Annotated in this window: 19 protein-coding genes and 2 tRNA genes; 12 read left to right on the top strand and 9 right to left on the bottom strand. The window is 43.1% G+C overall.

The features are described 5' to 3' along the window. Positions 1-109 precede the first annotated feature (109 nt). Both V7D18_RS12685 and V7D18_RS12690 read left to right on the top strand, forming a co-directional pair. Positions 110-1,417: an Nramp family divalent metal transporter gene (locus V7D18_RS12685; RefSeq protein ID WP_426154647.1), complete on the top strand. Its 1,308-nt coding sequence runs from the start codon at positions 110-112 to the stop codon at positions 1,415-1,417. A gap of 152 nt (positions 1,418-1,569) precedes the next feature. Beyond that, positions 1,570-2,568: a LacI family DNA-binding transcriptional regulator gene (locus tag V7D18_RS12690; protein ID WP_426154648.1), complete on the top strand. Its 999-nt coding sequence runs from the start codon at positions 1,570-1,572 to the stop codon at positions 2,566-2,568. A 26-nt stretch (positions 2,569-2,594) separates the two neighbouring features. Here V7D18_RS12690 and V7D18_RS12695 read toward each other — a convergent pair whose 3' ends face one another. Continuing rightward, complete coding sequence (locus V7D18_RS12695) at positions 2,595-3,356, bottom strand: prolipoprotein diacylglyceryl transferase (protein ID WP_426154649.1); 762 nt, start codon at positions 3,354-3,356, stop codon at positions 2,595-2,597. A 94-nt stretch (positions 3,357-3,450) separates the two neighbouring features. Continuing rightward, on the bottom strand, positions 3,451-4,446 hold the full coding sequence (locus V7D18_RS12700) for an SPL family radical SAM protein (protein WP_426154650.1): 996 nt from the start codon (positions 4,444-4,446) through the stop codon (positions 3,451-3,453). A 236-nt stretch (positions 4,447-4,682) separates the two neighbouring features. Between V7D18_RS12700 and ulaG the strand changes: the two genes are divergently transcribed. The 10 genes from ulaG (at position 4,683) to V7D18_RS12750 (ending at position 13,980) form a co-directional block, all read left to right on the top strand. Then, positions 4,683-5,786, top strand: a complete 1,104-nt coding sequence (gene ulaG, locus V7D18_RS12705) for an L-ascorbate 6-phosphate lactonase (protein WP_426154651.1) — start codon at positions 4,683-4,685, stop codon at positions 5,784-5,786. A gap of 20 nt (positions 5,787-5,806) precedes the next feature. Then, complete coding sequence (locus V7D18_RS12710; protein ID WP_426154652.1) at positions 5,807-6,268, top strand: PTS sugar transporter subunit IIA; 462 nt, start codon at positions 5,807-5,809, stop codon at positions 6,266-6,268. Between the two features lie 15 nt (positions 6,269-6,283). Then, the gene (locus V7D18_RS12715) at positions 6,284-7,762 is read left to right on the top strand and encodes a PTS ascorbate transporter subunit IIC (RefSeq protein ID WP_426154653.1); all 1,479 of its coding nucleotides are present in this window, start codon (positions 6,284-6,286) and stop codon (positions 7,760-7,762) included. A 17-nt stretch (positions 7,763-7,779) separates the two neighbouring features. Then, positions 7,780-8,082 (top strand): PTS sugar transporter subunit IIB, encoded by a 303-nt coding sequence (locus tag V7D18_RS12720; protein WP_426154654.1) that lies wholly within the window; start codon positions 7,780-7,782, stop codon positions 8,080-8,082. A gap of 97 nt (positions 8,083-8,179) precedes the next feature. Continuing rightward, positions 8,180-8,941: a DeoR/GlpR family DNA-binding transcription regulator gene (locus tag V7D18_RS12725; protein ID WP_426154655.1), complete on the top strand. Its 762-nt coding sequence runs from the start codon at positions 8,180-8,182 to the stop codon at positions 8,939-8,941. A gap of 64 nt (positions 8,942-9,005) precedes the next feature. Then, positions 9,006-9,869, top strand: coding sequence for an L-ribulose-5-phosphate 3-epimerase (locus V7D18_RS12730; protein ID WP_426154656.1), 864 nt, complete (start codon positions 9,006-9,008; stop codon positions 9,867-9,869). After that, positions 9,866-10,915, top strand: a complete 1,050-nt coding sequence (locus V7D18_RS12735; RefSeq protein ID WP_426154657.1) for a hypothetical protein — start codon at positions 9,866-9,868, stop codon at positions 10,913-10,915. The genes V7D18_RS12730 and V7D18_RS12735 overlap by 4 nt, the downstream gene beginning before the upstream one ends. Before the next feature lie 12 nt (positions 10,916-10,927). Then, positions 10,928-11,626: an L-ribulose-5-phosphate 4-epimerase gene (locus V7D18_RS12740; protein WP_426154658.1), complete on the top strand. Its 699-nt coding sequence runs from the start codon at positions 10,928-10,930 to the stop codon at positions 11,624-11,626. Between the two features lie 148 nt (positions 11,627-11,774). After that, the gene (locus tag V7D18_RS12745; protein WP_426154659.1) at positions 11,775-13,742 is read left to right on the top strand and encodes a methyl-accepting chemotaxis protein; all 1,968 of its coding nucleotides are present in this window, start codon (positions 11,775-11,777) and stop codon (positions 13,740-13,742) included. A gap of 94 nt (positions 13,743-13,836) precedes the next feature. Beyond that, on the top strand, positions 13,837-13,980 hold the full coding sequence (locus tag V7D18_RS12750) for a hypothetical protein (RefSeq protein WP_426154660.1): 144 nt from the start codon (positions 13,837-13,839) through the stop codon (positions 13,978-13,980). 52 nt (positions 13,981-14,032) lie between these two features. Here the strand turns inward: V7D18_RS12750 and V7D18_RS12755 are convergent, their stop codons facing one another. From V7D18_RS12755 to V7D18_RS12785, 7 genes are all read right to left on the bottom strand, one after another. Continuing rightward, positions 14,033-16,036, bottom strand: a complete 2,004-nt coding sequence (locus V7D18_RS12755) for a methyl-accepting chemotaxis protein (RefSeq protein WP_426154661.1) — start codon at positions 16,034-16,036, stop codon at positions 14,033-14,035. Positions 16,037-16,274: 238 nt separating this feature from the next. Beyond that, positions 16,275-17,948: a S8 family peptidase gene (locus tag V7D18_RS12760; protein WP_426154662.1), complete on the bottom strand. Its 1,674-nt coding sequence runs from the start codon at positions 17,946-17,948 to the stop codon at positions 16,275-16,277. Between the two features lie 39 nt (positions 17,949-17,987). Beyond that, a complete protein-coding gene (locus tag V7D18_RS12765) occupies positions 17,988-19,658 on the bottom strand; it encodes a S8 family peptidase (protein ID WP_426154663.1) in 1,671 nt (556 codons plus the stop codon). Positions 19,659-19,859: 201 nt separating this feature from the next. Then, positions 19,860-21,062, bottom strand: a complete 1,203-nt coding sequence (locus V7D18_RS12770) for a LysM peptidoglycan-binding domain-containing protein (protein ID WP_426154664.1) — start codon at positions 21,060-21,062, stop codon at positions 19,860-19,862. 653 nt (positions 21,063-21,715) lie between these two features. Next, a tRNA-Val gene (locus tag V7D18_RS12775) sits at positions 21,716-21,789 on the bottom strand. A 6-nt stretch (positions 21,790-21,795) separates the two neighbouring features. Further along, positions 21,796-21,868, bottom strand: a tRNA-Ala gene (locus tag V7D18_RS12780). Between the two features lie 156 nt (positions 21,869-22,024). After that, entirely contained in the window at positions 22,025-22,972 is a 948-nt protein-coding gene (locus tag V7D18_RS12785; protein WP_426154665.1) for an NAD(P)-dependent oxidoreductase, read from the bottom strand. Positions 22,973-23,014: the final 42 nt, after the last annotated feature.

Here is a 23,014-nt window from a genome sequence, read left to right on the forward strand (position 1 = left end):
CACAAAGAAGATAACAGTTTCTTATGACAGCGTAACTACATGTGTAAGAGTAAGGTTCCGTTTATAACGGGGTATTATAAACGGAACCTCTATAGGTGGAGGTCAGTTCATGGAAAATAATATTAGTACAGCTGCTGCATCAGATGCGGCCTTTGACAGCTCAGCAATAAAAACTCTGCCGTTTCTGGAGCTAGTGAAAAGAATCGGCCCGGGACTTGTACTAACCGGAATTGTTATTGGTCCGGGAGCCATCACAACTGCAGCCATGCTGGGAGCCAGATATGGATATGCAACGATGTGGCTGTTTATTCCCATTCTGTTTATGGGTGTTACATTTTTACTCACAACTTATCGGATTGCACTGCTCACGGGTAAACCAATTATCCATGCGATCCGTCATTACTATGGAGGAGCGGCAGCAGCCTTTGTAGGAGTTGCTTCATTTCTGTCATGCATGTTTTTCACAATGGGAAATATCTCCGGGTCAGGATCAGGCATGAATCTGATTTTTGGCATAGACTGGAAACTGGGTGCAATAATTATGATTACCGTTACAATATTCTGCTACCTGACCAAAGGTGTTTATTCCAAGGTGGAAAAAGGCATAACAATCTGTATCATTGGTATGATAATTGCTTATTATGCCACGCTGGCCAAGGCAGGAGGGCCTTCCTGGGGAGAGTTTGGAAGCGGTCTCACTCATTGGACATTTCCAGCCGGAAGTCTGGCAACTGCACTGGGCTTTATCAGCACCAATGCATCTGTTACCACGGGTTTATATGGCACTTATCTTGGAAAAGAAAAGAAATGGGATAAAGAAGATTTGTTTAACGGTGCCATGCTTGTTGACTCGGTCACTCATATTGTAGGAGTTATTTTAATAAGCGGTGCAGTTATGCTTGTAGGCGCTATTGTACTTCACCCAGCGGGAGTTGTAATTAAAAATCCGGCTGAATTAGGGAAAATGATGGTACCGCTGCTGGGAAAAGCAGCCTATGTGGTTATGGGTATTGCACTTCTTGCGGCAGCTTTTTCTTCTCTCCTCGGAAACACTCACCGAACGGTTGTTTTGCTCAATGCCGGTTTTGATAAGCCTACAAATCTGGATCATAAAAGTATAAAAATTGGATCTATGATTGTTCTTGCAATTGCCGCTGTTATTTGTTTTTCCTATAATGGATCGCCGACCCAGCTGATTTTATTTGCCAATATCATGACAGCTGTTGCAACACCGGTATCGGGCCTGTTTGTATGTATGCTGATTTGGAATAAGGATGTAAATAAAGGTGTAAAACAGCCCAGAATTTTAAGAATCTGCATGGTAATCAGCTATTTGTTCTGTCTGGTACTGACTATTTCGGCTCTTAAAACGGCGATTCCTAAATTTGCTGAATCTATAATGAAACTATTCACCTGATAAATCAGTTTGGAAAATAAAGTCTTCGGAGGTCTGTATTGCCGCTGGAGACTTTTTATGTGCATAAATCATTTCATCTTGTTGACAATAATATTCTGTGTGGTATAAAGAATTTAAGGCAGACTTTTGTACTGTGAAAGGAGACCGGTAAAATGGCAACATTAAAAGACGTGGCAAGGCTGGCGAATGTTGATGTCAGCACTGTTTCAAGAGCGCTCAATCATACTTCCTATGTACACCCTGAAACAAAGAAAAAAATTTATGCTGCAGTTGAGCAGCTGAGCTACAAGCCCAATCTGCTGGCCAAGGGGCTGAGACAGGGAAAACGGCATACCATAGGTGTTGTTATTCCGGAAATCAATTTTTCCATCTTCGGGGAAATGGTACAGGGGATAGAAATTCAGGCAAGAAAGATGGGATACAGTATCATTATATGCAATACAAAAGACAAGCAGGATGCAGAAGAAGAGTGTCTGAACAGACTCCGTAACGGACTGGTGGACGGAATTTTAATTGCTGCAACCGGACAGAACGGGAGGCTGTTACGGGACATAAAAAGCAGCGGTATCTCTGTGATGCAGATCGTAAGAAATCAGGACAGCATATTAAGCAGTGTTGTGGCGGATTATTATGCCTGCGGCTATCAGGCGGTTAAATATCTTTATGGGAAGGGCTGCCGGCAGATTGGCTTTATTAATGGATCGATGGAAATTATTCCATATAAAGAAAGGTATAAAGGTTACCGGAAAGCAATTCGGGAACTGTCATCCACAGAATATGTAGCCAGTTCCTCATTTCCCCAAAGAAATTATTTTAAAGACGGATACAACGCAGTTCTGGAGCTTATGGAGAAAGACGCAGCACTGGACGGACTTATGGTAGCTGTGGATATGCAGGGACTTGGTGCAATCAGAGGGTTAAAGGAGCTTGGGATAAAGGTTCCGGAGGCGGTGAAGGTCATCAGTCTGACGGGACATTCCATTGGAGGAATGCTGGAAACTGCAATGACTTCCATGGAGGTTCCTGCAAAAGAGATGGGAGAGGAGGTTACCAGGATGATTATCTCTGATATTGAAGCAGGGCCGGATAAAAAAAGCAGCCCGTTTCATAAGGTATTTGAAGCTTCTCTCATCGAAAGGGAAACAACTTAGATCTTGAAACGGGCCAATGATCAGGTTTATGACAGCTCCTTCTTTTTCCTGCCTGAATTCCATAAAAGGATGAAACCGGCCAGAGCTACAAACAGGGAGATAAACTGGGAGGTTGATAAGCTTCCCACTGATCCCCTTATTAAATCACCGCGGTAAAATTCAATCACAAATCTCCCAAGGCTGTAAAAAATCAGATAGAAAGCGCTGATTCTTCCTGCAGGCGGATTTTTACGCGCCAGCGCCAGCAGAACAAAACAGTTGGCAAAATCAAAAACGCTGGATACAATCTGAGTCGGCAGCAGCGGGATCCCGTTAGGAGCGAACTGGGAGCTTTGAAATGTGATGGAAAATGGGCCGGAGGTTTCCCGTCCATAGCAGCATCCGGCAAGAAGACATCCGATTCTTCCAAATCCCTGTGCCAGGGCAATTGACGGAACAACAAGATCCAGATAACGGATTGCGCTTATTTTCTTAATCCTGCAGTAAATAAATCCTGCACCAATTCCTCCGATGATTCCTCCATAGACTACAAATCCTGCAGAGATATCAAGTAATAGCCTGGGATTATTTCTGATCTCATCAAATATTGTAATGTAGTAAAGCAGTTTGGCACAGACAAGGCCGCCGCCGGCTCCAAGGATCAGCAGGTAGAACAGATGATCCGGTTCCAGTCCGGCCTTATTGGCACGGTGTTCTGCAGTAAAGTATGCGGCAGCGATTCCAATACCGATCATCAGACCGTATCCGTGTAACGTAAAGCCGCCGATGGAGAACAAATCGTTATGCATGATATCTTCCTTCTTTTATCTTTAGAATAAAAACGAATTCATTATATCATATCTTTTCCTGTATTGCAAAAAAAGCTGCAAAGTCTCTGCCCTCTCAGACAATATACAAAATGGTCATTTCCTTTAATTTCTCATTCAGCTGCTGTCTTAAAAACAGCTCTCCGTCTTCTCTTAAATCATTCCTGTAACAATATTTCCCCCGGCCTCTTCCGGTCATGACTTCTTTGTCATAAAGTTTGTCTGCATCAGGAAAAGCCTCGGTATTAATGGCATTGTGGACAAAGCTGTAAGTCATAAAAATAATTTCGATCAGAGCAGTCCTTTTTACCTTTTCACTCAGCTGCAGGGAGAGGGTTGTGATCAGTTCCGAATAAAGCTGTTTCCAGTCATCCGTTAATATAACGGGAGCAATGAGGATTCCAACCCGGTAACCGGCGTCGCACATTTTATTTAACGCGGTAATTCTTGCATTTAACCCGGAAGTACCAGGTTCGAACCTGGTTATGATGGACTGGGGATTGACGCTCATGCGCATGATAATACGCCCGCCGTGGTTTAAATGAAGAAGAGGGTCCACCTGATTGAATTTGGTTGGAAAGGTTAAAAAACCTTTGTTGTTCTTTCCGAACTGCTCAATGGTCCATGCTAAATTGCCGGTAATGGTATTTTCCAGAATCAGGTCACTGTTACTCCCAATCTCATACGTGTAATCTCTTACGGATTTTGCCTGGTGGCTGATAATTTTATTTAACATCTGCTCTCTGTTTACAAACAGACGTAAATAAGCGCATTTGTTGTAATTACAGACCAGATAGCAGTAGTGGCACATGGCGGTACAGCCGGAAGAGGTATAGGGAACAAGAAAATCCGAAACTTTATGGTTAGGAACATAGTGATGGGTTTTTCTGACTCCGATCACCAATAACCGCTTTAATGAAGGGAAATCCTTGTTGGGGCGTGTGCGCAGTTCATCTATTTTGTTATGGCTCTCAATGGGTATCCATGGAATATCCTTATATTTCTCTTTTAAAAGTCCGCCCAATTCATAGTTCAGGGAATCTGGTTCATAATAAATTCTATCGGGAAACATGATGGTTTACCTCCTGTTTCAATCTAGTATGCGGAAAAAAAGTGGTGATATCCCATGTAAATATGCACAAAAAAACGACGAAAATCTGTATGATATTACAAAAATTAGATAACGAACATATAAATATAAAACGAACATATAAAGCTATTGAAAATCCATATTAATCATGTTAATATGACATTACAGAAACAAAACGAACATAAAAAACAGGCATTAAGATCAAAGGAGAAGTAAGTATGAGCAAGGTGAGCGAAACGACCAGAGAATCATGGATCATGAGCACATTTCCGGAGTGGGGAACCTGGCTGAATGAAGAGATTGAAAGCGAGGAAGTAAAACCCGGCACTGTGGCGATGTGGTGGTTAGGCTGTACCGGAATCTGGTTTAAAACACCGGGCGGCTGCAATTTAACCATCGATTTATGGTGCGGAAACGGAAAACGGACTCATGGAGACGGAATGATGGCAGCAGGGCATCAGATGGCGAATATGTGCGGTGCCAGAAAGATGCAGCCCAATTTAAGAGCAGTACCTTTTGTCATTGATCCATTTGCCATCCGAAAGGTGGATGGAGTTTTAGCAACTCATTATCATCAGGATCACATGAGTGCAGAATATGCAGCTCACGTAATTCAAAGCGGCATGACCACCACTGACGAAGAGGGAAATGAAATTCCGGTACCATTTATCGGTCCTTTAAAATCTGTGGAGACCTGGATCAAGTGGGGAGTTCCAAAAGAGCGGTGCAGAGTCGTGCGTCCCGGTGACACCATTAAGATAAAGGACGTGGAGATCGTAGTGCTTGATTCCTTTGACAGAACCTGTCTTGTGACAACAGACTCCACCGGAGCGGACAGGGAAGAACTGACCGGAATCTGCCCCACCGATATGGACGATAAGGCAGTTAATTACTTAATTAAAACTCCGGGAGGAAACATCTACCACAGCGGTGATTCCCATTATTCCATCTATTTTGCAAAGCATGGAAAAGATCACAAGGTTGATGTGGCATTTGGCTCCTATGGAGAAAATCCGGTAGGCATGGCTGATAAGATGACCTCCTGTGATGTGCTGCGCATGGCGGAAGCATTAAACTGCGATGTGGTCATTCCCATTCACTATGATGTCTGGTCCAATTTTATGGCAGATGTCAACGAAATACGAGTGCTTTATGATATGAAAAAGGACCGTCTGGATTACCGGTTCCATCCGTTCTTCTGGGAAGTGGGCGGAAAATATGTCTACCCTGCAGACAGAGAGAAAAAGGCCTACCATCACCCAAGAGGGTTTGAGGATTGCTTTGAAGCTCCGCAGAATATACCATTTCGGTCCTGTCTGTAAACAATCGGGGAGGGTTAGTCATGCTGTTAAAAGAATTTGTAGAACTGGGGCATTATAAATTTGCTGAGGAAGCGGCAAGCTGGGAGGATGCGGTCCGGATGAGCTGCGAGACCCTGGAAGCTGACGGGACAGTGGATGCAGGTTATAAGGAAGAAATCATTGAATGCATCAGGAAGTATGGGCCTTATATTATTATCATGCCCAACGTAGCCATGCCGCATTCGCAGGAAGGTGCAAAAGGGGTGCACAAAACTGCAATCGGATTTATGAAGCTCAATAAGCCGGTCAGCTTTGAACCGGGGGATGAGGAAAAGGATGCAAGGCTTTTCTTTACGCTGGCCTCCTGCAATCCGGATCAGCATCTGGAAAATATGACAAGGCTTTCGGAACTGTTGATGAATGAAGGGGCGGTGGAAGCGCTTTTAAGTGCCAATACACCGGAGGACTTAATCAGAATTCAGAACGATTATCTGGATTCATAATGGGGAGGGTTTCTTATGGATATTTTATTAAAGATTTGGTCGTATTTTGCAGTTAATGTATTACAGCAGCCAGCGTTTATGATTGGTCTGATCGTTATGATCGGTTATGTGCTGCTTGGAAAACCCTGGTATGATGTTCTTGCAGGAGTCATTAAAGCAATCGTAGGATATTTAATTCTGACCGTTGGTTCGGGAGGCCTGGTCAGCAATTTCCGCCCTGTGCTAGTAGGTTTAAAAGATCGTTTCAATATGAACGCCATGGTAATTGATCCTTACTTTGGACAGAATGCGGTAACGGCGGGGGTGGAAGAGGTATTCGGAAAAACCTTCGGCAATGCGATGATTCTGCTTTTAATCGCTTTCATCGTAAATATTATCCTGGTTCGTTTCAGCAGGGTAACAAAGTTAAGAGCCCTGTTTACCACAGGCCATGTCCAGGTACAGCAGGCAGCAACTGCTTACTGGCTCATCCTCTTTGCCTGTCCGTTTTTATTAAATAATAATGCGGCTCTTCTGGTAGTGATGGCACTGATTCTTGGAGCATACTGGGCAGTTGGTTCAAACCTTACCATTAAACCATGCCAGGAGCTGACCGATGGTGCAGGCTTCTGTCTGGCACATCAGCAGATGTTCGGTATCGCACTGAATACATGGCTGGCAGAAAAACTGTTTGGCAAAAAGAAGAACGGAAAAGAAGTAAAGAAGATTGATGAGATCGAGCTTCCCGGATTCATGTCCATTTTCAATGAAAACATGGTATGCACCTCCATACTGATGATCGTTTTTTTCGGAGCCATTCTCTGCATTTTAGGAAGAGACTATCTGGTGGAACAAAAGTTCATGAAAGAGGGCGCCAGCATGTTCTTCTATGTAATTCAGACCTGCCTTTATTTCTCCGTTTACTTAGCAATTCTTCAGCTGGGCGTCAGAACTTTCGTGACTGAGCTGACCGCTTCCTTCCAGGGAATTGCAGATAAGCTTCTTCCGGGTTCTCTTCCTGGAGTTGACTGTGCAGTTGTATTCGGATTTGGTTCTGCCAATGCCGTACCCCTTGGTTTCCTTGCAGGTTTTGCAGGTCAGATTCTGGCAATTATCGCGCTGATTGTATTAAAGAGCCCTGTGCTGGTCATCTGTGGTTTCGTTCCTGTATTCTTTGACAATGCGACCATTGCCGTATTTGCCAATGAAAAAGGCGGAATTAAGGCAGCCCTCATCTTGCCGTTCTTATCCGGTATCTGCCAGGTATTCGGATCGGCAATCATCGCAGGCTGGGTTGGAATGGCAGCTTACGGCGGATATTTAGGCATGTGGGACTGGGCCGTTGTATGGCCGGTTATGACAGCACTTATGAAGTTCTTAAGCTACGCCGGTGTGGTGATTGTGGTAGCTGTTTTACTGGCAATCCCTCAGATCCAGTATCAAAAGGACAAAAAAGGTTATTTCCTTATTACAGAGGATTACGAAGCCTATAAAGAATTAAAGGGAATCAAATAGAAGTCAGGAGAATGATTATGTCAAAAGAAAATATGAGTTTTATGGTATGCTGTGCCAATGGGGCAGGCTCCAGTCTGATGATGAAAATGACGATGCAGAAAGTGCTTGATAAGGCGGGATTAAAGCCGGCCAAAGTTCACCACTGCGCTTTATCGGAAGGAAAAACGGCAGCCGCTCAGTATGATGTTGTCTTTTGCGCACAGAATTTCGTCAGTATGTTTAAGGGTGCACAGGAAAAAGGCACTCTGGTGATTGGTCTGAGAAATATCATGTCTCCCCAGGAGATGGAACAAAAAATGAAGGAAAATGGAATTCTTTAATTTCAATCAAAACGAACATAAAATAAGTGACACAGGCTTCTGAACAGGCTATAATGAGGATAAAGAATCATATCTTTATGAGTTGAGAGGGAAAATAATGAAAAAAGACAGAGCTTGTGTTGAAAACAGAAGGAGCCGCATCCTGGAATTGATGGAGAAAAATCCCAGGGTGCGGGTAGATGAACTGGCGGAAGCGTTAGAGGTTTCTCTTATTACCATACGAAGGGATTTACAGTATCTGGAAGATAAGAAGCTTCTGGTCCGTACCCATGGAGGGGCCATTGCTTCCGGCAGTCCTGCGGATGAGGTGTCCTTATACAGGAGGCTGATTGCCGAATTTGCTGCAAAATTTGTAACCAATAATGATACGCTGTTTATTAATACCAGCAGCAATGCATTAAAAATACTGGAATACATTACCTGTTCCAATGTAACTGTCATTACCAATAACGGAAAAGCCATTCACTGTGAGCACTCCCCGGAGGTAAACGTTGTGCTGACAGGCGGTGAACTGCGCTATCCAAAAGAAGCCATGGTGGGAGATTTTGCACTTCGCAATTTACAGACGATCTACGCAAAGAAGGCATTTATCGGCTGCTCTGGAATCAGCGGGGAAAATGGCATGACAACGGAGATCTTTAACGAGGTCAGCATCAACGAAATGATGGCTGGCCATACAACCCAGGATGTGTATGTCCTGGCTGATCATACAAAGATCGGAAAAAACAGCAGCTTTGTGAGCTGCCCCATTGAAAAAATCAAGTATTTAATTACTGACGAAAAAGCATCTTCAGAAGCTCTGGATTTAATCAGGGAAAAAGGGGTGGAAGTTTTTGTGGTCCGCCGGTCAGATTTTTGAACCAATCATAGTGGAACAATGCCCGGGCTTCCATGTTGATTGCATCTTTTATGGAGGCAAATTTATGGAAAAGGCATATACCCTTGGATTATATGAGAAATCCATGCCTGCGTGGCTTGGATGGAAAGAAAAACTGGAAGCGGCAAAAGCTGCCGGTTATGATTTTGTGGAAATCAGCATTGATGAGACCGATGAGAAGTTAAGCCGTTTATCCATGTCACAGGCGGAACGGCTGGAATTAATCAATACGATGAAGATTGTGGGACTGCCTATCCGCACCATGTGCTTAAGCGGTCACCGCAAATATCCCCTTGGAAGCCATGATCCCGCTGTACGGGAGAAGGGGATGGAGATTATGAAGAAAGCAATCCAGCTGGCAGATGATCTGGGTGTCAGGATCATCCAGCTGGCAGGCTATGATGTATATTATGAGGATTCTAACGAAGAGACGAAACAGTATTTTCTTGAAAACTTAAAAAAAGCTACGGAGATTGCAGCCTGCTCCGGAGTTATACTGGGATTTGAAACCATGGAAACCGAATTTATGAATACGGTGGAAAAATCCATGGAATACGTTAAGCTGATATCATCTATGTATTTAAACGTCTATCCGGATATCGGAAATATCACCAACGCCGCCAAAACATACGGGATCAATGCATTAGATGACTTACGCGCAGGGAAAGGTCATCTGGTCGCCATGCATTTAAAAGAAACAGTACCTGGAAAATTCCGGGAGATTCCGTTTGGTACGGGTCATGTGGATTTTGAAAGTGCCATTCAGACAGCCTGGGAGCTGGGAATCAGAAAGTATGTGGCAGAGTTCTGGTACACAGGAAATACCCAGTGGATGAAAGATCTTTATGATGCCAATAAACGAATGACAGAGATTCTGGATAAACAGTGCCGGGAGGAATATGTGAAATGAAAGCAGAAAAAAAGGTGTTGGAGCATTTAACAAAATGTTATTCTGTTGCTCCTCTTTTTTATAAAGGTAAAGAGCATTTTCTGGTAGCAGCAGAAAAAGAAGATCCCTGTCTGCTCTTTGATATGGATGGAAATAAAGTGGATACGATCTGGGAAGGACCGGGCGGTACCATGTCCATGGTGCAGGTTCCGGGTACAGATGGGCAGTTTCTTGCAACTCATAAATTTTATTCACCCAATGATTCCAAGGAGGCAGTCATTGTTCTGGTAACTCCTGATGATCTGGGCAGATGGCAGATAAGAACTGTCGCATCACTTCCTCATGTTCACCGCTTTGACATACTGAAAAGAGGGAAAATACGTTATCTTCTGGCCTGTACCTTAAAATCTGGTCATGAGTATAAGGAAGACTGGTCAAGTCCCGGCAAGGTTTACGGGGCAGTGCTCCCGGAGGATCTTTCCGGTCTTTGTGAGTCCAATCCTTTGAAATTTGAAGTGATACAGGATGGGATGCTTAAAAATCACGGCTATTACCGGGTGGAAGAAAACGGAATGGATACAGGGCTGGTGTCCTTTGAAGGAGGAATCTGTCAGTTTGTTCCGCCTATACAGCCAGGAGAGAAGTGGGAGGTACGCAGGCTTCTTGACACCCCTTCCAGTGATGCGGTTTTAGTGGATTTTGATGAGGATGGGGAAAAAGAACTTGCGGTCCTTTCGCCTTTCCATGGTGACTGCATTTCCATTTACAAAAAAACAGAGGGCAGTTATCAGAAGGTATATGAGTATGAGAAGCCGGCAGAATTTTCCCATGCAATTTTCGGCGGCAGCCTGTGTACAAAGCCTGCGCTGGTGGTGGGACACCGGCAGGGGGAACGAAATCTGATCTGCTTTACCTGGAACAAAGAGAAACAGGAGTATCAGTGGGAAATACTTGACCGTGACTGCGGACCGGCCAATGTTCTGCATATAAAAACAGACGGGGAAGATTTGTTAATCAGTGCAAACCGGGAAACCGATGAGATCGCCATGTACCGGATTACACCATAGGAGGAAGGAACAATGCTGGAGGAATTAAAACGTCAGGTTTATGAAGCCAATCTGGAACTTCCCAGGTACGGCCTTGTGACATTTACCTGGGGGAATGTAAGTGCCATAGACAGAGAGCGGGGGTATTTTGTAATTAAGCCAAGCGGTGTGGAATATGATAAGCTGCAGCCGGAGGATATGGTGGTTATGGATCTGGAAGGAAATCAGATAGAAGGCAGACTGAATCCGTCTTCCGACACACCGACACACTTAGAGCTTTATAAAGCATTCAAGGAGATCGGGGCAATCGTCCATACACACTCTTCCTGGGCGACAAGCTGGGCACAGGCAGGAAGGGGCATTCCCTGTTACGGTACCACACACGCGGATTATATGTATGGGGAGATTCCGTGTCTGCGCTGCCTGAATGAAGAAGAGATAAACGGGGCGTATGAGAAGAATACGGGGCTTCTGATCGCGGAGTATTTAAAAGATAAGGATTATATGGCAGTACCAGCCTGTCTCTGTAAGAATCACGGCCCTTTTGTATGGGGGAAGGATGCGAAGGAGGCGGTTCATAACAGCGTTGTTTTAGAAGTGGTGGCAAAGATGGCGGCAAGGTGCGAACAGATTAATCCTGATTGCAAGCCGGCACCTTCATCCCTTTTAGACAAGCACTATATGAGAAAGCATGGCGCCGGTGCATACTATGGGCAGAATTCTGCCAAATAGACAGTTCAGATGGTTACCTGAAAGGCATGGGGGAATAGCTGCATTTCTAAAAGAGAATGGACAATTATACCTTTGTGAAGTATACTGAAAGAAAGTTAAAAAGCAGATTTTTCCACAGAATCTGCTAATGCACAAAGGAGGAATTGCTATGAAGAGCATAAAAGCTAAGATATTTCTTTACATGGCTTTAACAGTTTTTTTCTCTCTTACAGCAGTTGGCGGTATCAGTATTTATTTAAATTATTACAGCATGATCGGGACCATGAACCAGTCCATGACGGAACTGGCAGGGACTGCATCTGAGCGTGTTGCAAAAGAATTAGATATCTATAAGAACCTTGCTTATGAAGCAGGAAGCATTGCCAGACTGGCTAATCCGGAGACAAGCATAGAAGAAAAAAAGTCCATTATTGACCAGAGATCCAAGACTCACGAGTTCCAGAGGGGTAATATTATAGGAACGGACGGGATCAGTATCTTTGATGGAAAAGACTATTCTGACAGGGATTATTTTAAACGTTCCATCAAAGGGGAGATGGCGGTATCAGAACCATTAATCAGTAAGGTCACGGGACAGATGACCATTATTATATCAGCGCCTCTGTGGGAGAAAGGAATTCCCGGAACGAAAGTGGTGGGAGTGGTTTATTTTGTGCCCAAGGAGACGTTTTTAAATGATATTACTGCTTCTATTCAGATCAGTAAGAGTTCAAACGCTTATCTTCTTAACCAGTCCGGAAAGGTGATTGCGGATCCGGATATGGAGAAGGTTTCGGGTAACATTAACGTACAGGAAAGTGCTGCAAAAGACCCCGGACTGGCAGAGCTGGCATCATTAGAATCGAAAATGACACAGGGAAAGAGCGGATTTGACCGTTATAAAAGAGATGGCCAGAAGATGTTTCTTTCCTATGCCCCGGTTGCGGGAACGGATGGCTGGAGCATTGGAATCAGTGCCCCCATGTCAGATTTTATGGGATCAACCAAAACAGCCAGCACTGTTACTCTGATACTGATTGCACTGTTTCTGGTTATTGCAGCAGTAGTATCAGCTGCTCTGGCAGGTAAGATCGCAAGACCCATTACCGCATGTGCAGGCAGGCTGAAGCTTCTTTCTGAGGGTGATCTTGATTCCCCGGTAGCAGATATAAAAAACAGAGACGAAACAGGTATTCTTGCAGATGCAACCCGGGATCTTGTTCAGAGACTTGGGTTGATTATCGGAGATGTGGATTACCTTCTTCACGAGATGGCAGCAGGGAACCTGACTGTCAGCAGTACCTGTGATTCGGCATACGCAGGCGGCTTTAAAGGGATACATGAGGCGATGCACCAGTTAAAGGTACAGCTTGGAGATACACTTTTAAGCATCAGCCATTCTTCCGGGGAAGTGGCAGCAGGAGCGGACCAGGTTTCTGCAGGAGCCCAGGCACTGTCTCAGGGAACCACGGAACAGGCGGGCTCCATAGAGGAGCTGGCAGCGACCATAGGTGACATAGCAAAGCAGGTGGAAGGCAATGCAAAGAGTGCACAGGAGGCAAGTCTCCAGGCAAAGGAAACTGCAATAGAGCTGAGAAGCGGAAAAGAGCAGATGCAGAAGATGACGGAAGCCATGGCTGAGATTTCCCAGACTTCCGGAGAGATTGGAAAAATAATAAAGACAATTGAAGATATCGCATTTCAGACGAATATATTGGCACTGAATGCGGCAGTTGAGGCTGCCAGGGCAGGAGAAGCGGGAAAAGGTTTCGCAGTAGTAGCAGATGAAGTGAGAAACTTGGCTTCCAAGAGTGCGGAGGCATCGAAGAGTACATCTGCGCTGATTGAAAATTCCTACCAGTCTGTACAGCATGGCACAGTGATTGCTTCGGAAACAAAAGAATCACTGGACCGGATTGCTGCTGCTTCTGAAAGAACCGTAGCTCTCATCAATGCGATATCCGAAGCATCGGGGGAACAGGCTGTTTCCATCAGTCAGGTAAACCAGGGCATTGACCAGATATCAAGCGTAGTCCAGACGAACTCAGCAACAGCCGAAGAAAGTGCGGCTACCAGTGAAGAACTTTCCGGTCAGGCTCAGATTTTAAAGGATTTAATCGACAGATTTCGACTATAACCGATTTCATTAAAATAGCGTTAAGGTTCTTCTAAATCTCTTTCTTTTTAGGTTTTATATTACTAAAATAGAGGGGTAGAAGGAGGTTTCGCTTATGAACTTTATTATCGTTTTGCTTATGGTGGTATATGCATTTATTGGAGGACTCACAACGCTCTATCTCTTTTTAAGCTTTCCCGCTGTAGTAATCTGGAAGATTTACAGAAAATTGAGTAAGGGGATTTCTATTTTTTATTAAACTTAAAACAGCTCTCTATGATGGGGAATATCATAGAAAGCTGTTTTTTCAATTACTGAAGCTTGAATTTTTCTATTTCCTGTTTTAATATCTGCGCCTGTGCATCCAGTTCTTCGCTTGATGCGGAGCTTTCTTCCGCAGTTGCTGCATTTGTCTGCACAACACTGGATACCTGGGATAATCCCTGATTAATCTGCTCAATAGATAATGCCTGTTCATTGGAAGCAAGCACTATATTTTGGATGATCTGATCCACAGTCCGTGATTTTTCCGCAACATCTTTTAGTATGATGGAGGTCTCGCCTGTAAGCTTACTGCCTTCAGAAACCGTAGCGGCTGAGTGTTCAATCAGATCTGAGGTTTGCTTTGCTGCTTCAGCGGATTTTGCTGCCAGATTGCGCACTTCATCTGCAACCACTGCGAATCCTTTTCCAGCTGCGCCAGCCCTTGCCGATTCAACTGCAGCGTTCAATGCAAGAATATTAGTCTGGAATGCGATGTCTTCAATTACCTTTGTAATATTAGATATTTTTTCTGAAGCAATCTGAATTTCTTTCATAGATTCATTCAGCTTTTGCATATATGTATTGCCATCCTCCATGCGTAAACTTACCTGTTTTACATATTCGGTAGCTGCCTTTACATTAGCGGCATTCTGATCTGCCTGAACTGCCACATTTGATATCGCACTGCTAAGTTCTTCCACAGTCGCAGCCTGTTGTGTTGTACCAGTTGCAAGTGCCTGTGAAGAACTGGATATCTGTATAGCACCCTCAGCCACTTGTTCAGATGATTCTCGTATCTTTATAAATACAGAATTTAGATTTATGATTATCTTATTTAATGATTCTTGAATCTGTATAAAATCCCCCTTGTATACTTGTCGACTTTTAACGGTACAATCACCACGTTCCAAGTTTGTTAAAATATATGAAATTTCGTAAATATAGTTGTTTAAGGTTTTGATTGTGTTTGTAAACGAATTAGACAGGGTATATAATTCGTTTTTGGTTTTCACCTGTGGAACTTCCGAATGAAGATCCCCTTCCTCCAGCAACTCAATTCTATTTACCAGGCTGATGATGGGATTGACAATTGGTCTGGCGATCTGGAATGAAATAATAACTGAAATAAGTATGAAAAAGATTACCGAACCGATGGTGATTCCTATGGATGTATAAAAGCTTGACATTAGCTCTGTTTTATTAGCCACAATTGCGATTGACCATCCATCCGTATCAGGAATAGGCCTGAAAGCAGTCACCATTTTTTCCCCTTTAAAAGTCACCGTTGTTATCCCGGACTTTCCGGCCATCATATCTTTGTTTTGCTCTGCTACTGAAGTGTAACTGGGATCGGATTTCGCCATTTCTATGTAGTTGACTTCCTCGTTAACACGATCTCTGTTTTTATGCGCGATAATTTTACCGTCCTTGTCCAGAATAAAACCATATCCGGATTTTCCAACAGACACACCGTCAATCATCTGGCTGAAGGTATTGGCATCAAGAGCAGCAGATACGGTTCCATTGTATTGACCGTTATTTACCTTTGCAGCGATTACCAATACCGGTATTTTTAATACGTCGCTCATAACAGTGGAAGAGATATAAGTATTGCCGCTGATAGCCTGTTTGAAATATTCTCTTTCTGACATATTAGAACCGTTTAAAGCTTTTCCTGTTGAATCTGCTGTAGTAAGGGAAATGAAGCCGTAATTTTTTGCCAGCTGATCCATGATTTTGTTCTTTTCTTCGTTTGATTTGCCCTGATCAGTTATAGTCGTGTTCTGAGCTATGGATTCTATTCTGATCTTGTAGTTTTTAATTGCATTGTCCACAGCCTGACTGTATGCGGTGGCATTTTCATTTAGCCGGGTATTCATGTTTTCGACGGTATCGTTGTATAATATTACTGCATTAATGATTCCGAAAAAAACAGATACCGTCATAGTCAATCCAATTATGCTTATTAAAAGTGATTTTTTAATTGACTGGCTTCGTAATTTCTTTCCGGCATTAATAAGTTTCTTTTTTTTTCTTTTTTCTTTTTCCATACATGTCATTCTCCCTGTTTTCTGGTAGTATTTTAAATTCTGTTTTCTAAGACATAAATGCCATTGTTTATTACGGCTTGCGCATCTTGTCTGGCATACTCAGCAAACTCACCTCCTTTATTTTGTGTTATAGCCATGATACTATATATAGATCGGATTACAATTGTTAAAAAATAATAGCATTCGTAGAAAATGAGTGGGTTTATTGACACATTTGTACAAAATCAAATGAAATAGGTCAGATATTGGTGAGACGTTGAAATAAGTTGTTGACATTGATGCGTCCGTACCCCCAGATATTATTGGGGTAAACTTCAGAGGTGTTTCTCATGGCTCCTCTTATGATCAGGCGATTGACATCATATCCGGTGAGAGAAGTATAATTTCCTCTTGGAATTCCCCATTCAAGCACCATGGCGATAATCCCCGCTGCGTGGGCGCTGGCAGCCCCTGTGCCCGTTGCAGTTCCATACTGATTGCCTGGAACTGCACATGGAATCTGGTAGCCGGGAGCTGCAACATCAGGCTTAACCAGTCCGTTTCTGGTATAACCTCTGCTGGATTCAGGAAGGATACCGTCGGTAAACTGATTATAGGCAGTGACCGTCAGCGGATAGGCGCCATTACCCGGAGAGGTGATAGTGGTATCCGGATTCGATATGAGAAAAAATGTATCATCTGAAATGATCGTCCCGTTGGGGAGCCAGCAGTGAAAGGAAAATGCCTCATTTTCCAGACTTTGGGCGCGTAAATACCACACTCCGGGCTGTGGATTCTGAAACCGGATTAAAATAAGCTGATCACCTGTTTCTTCTTCAAAAATGATATTGTTTACCCATACAATACTCTGCGTAAAAATGAAGTTGAATTTCCGGCAGTCTGCGATTGAAGGATAAATACGCTGGGTTGATTCTCTGTTTGGAGTTGAAATATCAATGGAAATCCGTTCCGGTGCATATGGCCAGATTTCCATCCAGAATTCTTTGTCATTTTCCCCGATTCTCAGTTCAAAATCATTATAAAAGGGAACTACCGTTGTGCTGTTAAAATAGTGTCTCTGCATATTTCCTTCATTTCCGGCGGAAACGGAGATACCAATCCCTGGAAGCTGTACGAGATAAGTCAAGTAACTGCTTAATACTCCTTTGCCGTCATGACTTCCCTGGCTTGTGCCCAGGGCAATACATATCACAAGAGGAAGATTGAGTTCCTGAGCGGTTGAAACAAGATATCTGACACCAAGCATGATATCTGATTCCTGAAAACAGTAAGTATCCTTAGGTATTGAAAAAACATTTTTTAGGTTTTCTTTCGCATCTTTCAGCTTTACAATAATTAACTGTGAATCGGGAACCACTCCGGAGAATGTCTGATCGGAACTGAAGCTTCCGGCGGCAATGCTTGCCATAGCGGTTCCGTGCCCGTTGGTATCTGCAGACGGAACAATGGAAAGCGGATCTTCCGTGGCTAAAGCCAGATTAATGGCTTCTCTGCTATACTCACTGCCGAAGGTAAATCCTTCCGGAACTGCGCCGGTCTGTATTGTCTGATCCCATATGGAAACGATACGGGTTGTTCCGTCGTTATTTTTAAAAGCGGTATGCTGGTAATCGATCCCGGTATCTACAAAACCCATTAAGACATTTTGACCGGTCAGGTTTAAAAACGGATTTCTCTGGACAGTACCAATACCGGATTTTTCTATACTGATGGTGGATTCGATGGTATAGAGAGAGGGAAACGTGTGATAGGGATGTGTTCCCAAATCACAGGGATCGGTCCCTGTTGTGGGAATATGAAGCAGGGAGCTTCGCTCTGTCAGTGGAGTAATATTGTCTCCTGTATCGTAAGAGGGGACTGAAATATTATTAATAATCAAGTCGTAATAACCATTATCCAGTATTTTGATCAAAATCAGGCCTCCTTACTGCCCCCTTTAATTTGAGCCGGATCAGATATTGGTCAGTCTCCGGAACAGGTTATTTACGTCAAGCCGGCCGTATCCCCAGATATTGTTTGGATAGATGATGGAGCTATCCCGTGCAGCACCCCGGATGAGAAGACGGTTCACATCATTACCGGTCATAGAGGTATAATTTCCTCTGGGAATTGCCCATTCCAGAATCATGGCGATTGCTCCGGCGGTATGAGCGGCTGCCGCTCCGGTTCCGGTCATGGTTCCATAGAGATTGCCGGGAACTGCACAGGGAATCTGATATCCAGGAGCTGCAATGTCCGGCTTCACTAGTCCGTTTCTTGTATATCCTCTGCTGGATTCAATGAGTATGCCGTCAGTGAACTGATTATAAGCAGTGACGGTCAGCTGGTTTGTTCCATTCCCGGGTGAGGTAATGGTAGTGTCAGGATTCGGGTTTAAAAAAAAGGTGTCGTTTGAGATGATGTTACCCGAAGGCAGCCAGGAATGAAATGATATGGGTTCATTTTCCATGCTTTGCACCCGGATATTCCAGACTCCTGGCAGGGGATCCTGAAAACGGAGCAGAATCAGCTGATCTCCGGTTTCCTCTTCAAATATGAAGTTATTTACCCATAATGTACTTTCGGTAAAAATAAAATCAAACCTTCTGCATGAACCTATAGTTGGGAAAATTGGCTGGGTGGATTCCCTGTTTGGAGTGGAAACATCAATGGATACACGGCCGAGGGCATAAGGCCATATTTCCATAAAAAACATGGGCTCATTTTCCCCGATTCTTAGTTCAAAGTTGTTATAATAAGGCGGTGCCGTTGTACTGTTATAATAATGACGACTGTTGTTTCCTTCATTTCCTGCAGAAACGGATATACCGATGCCTGGCAGTATGGCCAGGTAATTTAAATAGTTGCTTAATGCGTCTGTTCCGTCATGGCCTCCCTGGCTGCTTCCAAGAGCAATGCAGATGACCAGCGGACGGCTTGCATTCTGGGCATATGTTTCCAGATAGCGCAGACCCAGCATAATATCAGATTCCTGATAACAGATAACATCCGGCCGTACAAAATTGATATCCCTTAAAATCTGCTTGGGATCTTTTAATTTTACAACGACCAGTTCTGCTTCCGGCACAATACCCGTGAAAGCGTTTTCCGGATTGTTCCTGCCGGCAATGATGCTTGCAACAGCGGTTCCGTGTCCGATCGTATCCGTGGTAGGGACGATAGATAAGGGATCATCTGATCTTAAGGCAATGTTGATGGATTCTCTGTTATATTCTGTTCCGAATGTGAAGCCTGCCGGCGGATTATTGCTCTGGATGGATTGGTCCCAGATGGAAAGTATCCTGGAAGTATTATCATTGTAAAGAAATGCCTGGTGTCTGTAATCGATTCCTGTATCAATAATTCCTATAATAATTCCTCTGCCTGTCAGATTCAGAAAAGGATTTCTCTGCACAGGACCAATCCCTGACTTTTCTATGCTGATGGTAGAGTTGAGCGTATACAGAGTCGGAAAGGTGTGGTATGGATATTCTCCCAGCAGACAGGGAGTTGAACCAGCCGCAGGTATATGGAGCAGGGAATGCCTGAAATTAATCATGGTTATATCTTCTGAACCATAAGTGGGAATAGAAACATTATTAATTATCAGATCATAATAATCGTTATCCAGAATCTTTTCCAAAAGACAGTCCTCCCGTCTTATACTGAGGGCATATATGATAAGTTTATGCAGCAGAAATACTATTATGAAAGGAGAGGACGGAAGATCACCTGCAGACAGCCTGACGAAAGAAAAAAAGGTATGCAAAAGAAATGCTTCGACAAAATCTGAAAAACAGCAAAGCATTTGGTTTGGATAAAGTATGAATTACCTGTAATTAATCTAAGACTTTTGAATGTAGTATTGAGTATTAATAATAAGCCACATCTGAGCATCGAATTTCATAATTGTCCAAAGAGACAGGCCCTGGAGATTGAATTGAGAAACCAGCATCGCTCGGGCGTCAAAGCTTCTTGCGTCTTTAAACCATATAACATGTAAAATCTCATCACTATCCATATAGTAGAAAAAAGGAGATTGTGCCGGTTCATTAAATTGTATTGCAATATTGTTTTCTGCAGCTATTTGTACCGCATCATTATTGGTTACTACGGTAGCCCCTGTGGCGCCTGGAATATAAGGAAGTGTCCAATCATAACCAGCGGTGGTGATTCCCAGAAATATTTTTTCGGGAGGGATAATAGTTACGACATAATTTAATAAATCTATGAGTAAATTAACGGGAAATATTGAGCTTGGATATCCAAAAGTTCTGGCCCATTCATAGGAGGCAAATATAATTCCGTCGACATATTCAGATAATTTTGAATAATCCAGCTGATCAAAACTCATACCAGTGTTATCAACATTTGTAACAGGTGTAATGGTAATCAGCATTCTATAGCCTTCTGAATGAAAAACCTGGTATGCTTTCTTCAAATACTGTGAAAGGCTGTCAATGTTATCATAATTGATGTCATCAATATAAATATTTATACCATGATATCCTTTCTCTTTTATGACTTGAAGGGAGTTTTGAATAAGCATATCCTGAATTGATGGATTATTTAAAATATAATAGTTCGCTTCACGATTAACCATTCCATCTTCCGTAATGGTCGAAACAAACATAATCGGCGAAACACCATAAGATACTGCCAGCTGAATAAGTTCCGTATCGTCAGTAGCAGGAATTATTTCCCCCCCGGCTGTAGCCTTGTAATTGAAGATCGTCAGATAGGACAGGAAAGGAAGTGTTTTTATTAAGACGGATCTGTCTATATAACAAAAAGTATATCCGCTGGTGATTATGGATCGTGATCTGCTTGTTTGATATTGTATTACAATGGTTTCCCCTGCATAGAGTTTTTCCTGATCAGAGAGGAAGGGGTTGTTTCTTAATATTTCCATAGGTGAAACATTATGCTGTTCTGCTATGCTCTCTAAAGAATCACCAGGACGGACTCTGTAGGTGGTTTCTGGCTGTACAATCACAATGGTTTGGCCAATTGCTAAATTTTCCGGGTTTGTAATTCCGTTTTCCATTATTAATCTGTCGGCAGAGATCTTATAATATTCGGATATTGAATATATGGTCTCACCGGATTGAACAACGTGTATGATCATGGATTCCCTCAAAAGATACTATTAATACAATTATATGCGGGTCTTATATGTTCATAACATGGCAGTTTGGTTTTTATATAGTTCCACCTCCCATTGCTGGAACCGTAAAATGGGTGGCAAAGCATGTATCATAGCTGATAGTATCCATTATTAACAATCTTGTCCGGCGATTCATATATTATAGTACAAACCTAATAAAAGGAGGTATAATACATGTGTTGTGCTGATAATAGATTTGATAATAGGTCTGATGATAGGTTTGTTGATAATGATAGGTTTGATGATAGATTTGATGATAGATTTGACTGCAGACGTTGCTGCAGATGTTGCTGCAGGTGTTGCTGTGGCAATATAGATCCATGTCGTAAGGAAGTAAAAGAAGCTTTCATCGCCGGTTTCCGGGACGGCTGCAACAATCCACACTGTCACCCAAAACGTGACTGCTGATTTTTAATGCGGGTTGGAAAAAATGCAACACGGTAAGTAAAACAATAGTATTCAGAGAAAAACAAAAACACCGGAATCCCCTGTATTTACAAGTGATTCCGGTGTTTTGGCTGTTTATAGAAAAATGGAAGTAATGGGGCTCGAACCCATGACCTTTCGCGTGTGAGGCGAACGCTCATCCCGGCTGAGCTATACTTCCATTTCGTGGAGATAGCGAGACTCGAACTCGTGGCCTATGCGTTGCGAACGCATCGCTCTCCCAGCTGAGCTATATCCCCTTGTCTAAATTATAGCATGAAGATTCTGAATTACAAGTATTATTTGCACAAATTGAAAAATATTTTTCTGACTTTTATGTGGATTTTGTTGCATGAATTATCCATTTTCCCATAACAAAAAGGCATCAAAATGTATGATGCCCCTCTATTTCATTCTTATATAATTTTATTAATCTGATCGCCTTCCATCCACTTTTTCAGATTCTCAAATACGATTTCTGCTCTTAACTTCATGGATTCTGCAGATGCAAAAGCGATATGAGGAGTGACGATGGTATTCCTGCAGTTTAAAAGCGGGTGGGCAGGATCAATGGGCGGTTCATTCTCAAAAACATCGATTCCTGCACCTGCCAGATATCCGCTGTTTAAAGCCTCAGCAAGGGCCTCAGAATCCACCACCGGTCCTCTTGCAGCATTGATGATATAAGCGCCCTGTTTCATTCTGGCGATCGTATTCCTGTTGATTAAGTGACGGGAATCCTCATTTAACGGACAGTGGAGACTTACGATATCGGAGCTGGAGAGGAGTTCTTCCAGAGATACAAATTCCATGAAGTCCGGTTCGTTTCCGGTGATGGTACGTTTGTATCCGAGAACACGGCATCCAAAAGCTTTGCAAAGCTCTGCAGTCCTTGTTCCGATTGCGCCGGCTCCGATAATTCCAACCGTTTTTCCCCTCAGCTCACAGCCTACCAGACCATCTTTGGTCTTACCTTCCCGGCAGCGGGTATCTGTCTTTATAACATTGCGCAGAAGTGAGAGCATAAGACCTAATGTCAGTTCTGCCACAGCTTCCGTTGAGTAACCGGCAGCATTGCTGACAGCAATATTATTGTTTTTTGCAGCTTCCAGACTCACATGATCAACACCTGTAAACGCAACATCTATAAATTTCAAGTTCTTACAGGCAGTTATTACTTCTCCGCTTAGAGGCATATTGGCAATCATAATGACATCGGCATCCTGAGCTTCTTCGATCTGAACTTTAGCATCAGTATTTTTTTCAAAAGCTGTAAAACTGTGACCTGCATCGATCAATGGCTTTGCATATTCATTTAGCAGGCTGTCAGGAATCCCGAGAGATTCTAATAGTACGATATTCATATGTATCACTCCGATCAATCATAATATTACAGGGACTAATAA

It is taken from the genome of Lacrimispora sp. 38-1, assembly GCF_049890855.1.
GTDB lineage: Bacteria > Bacillota > Clostridia > Lachnospirales > Lachnospiraceae > Lacrimispora.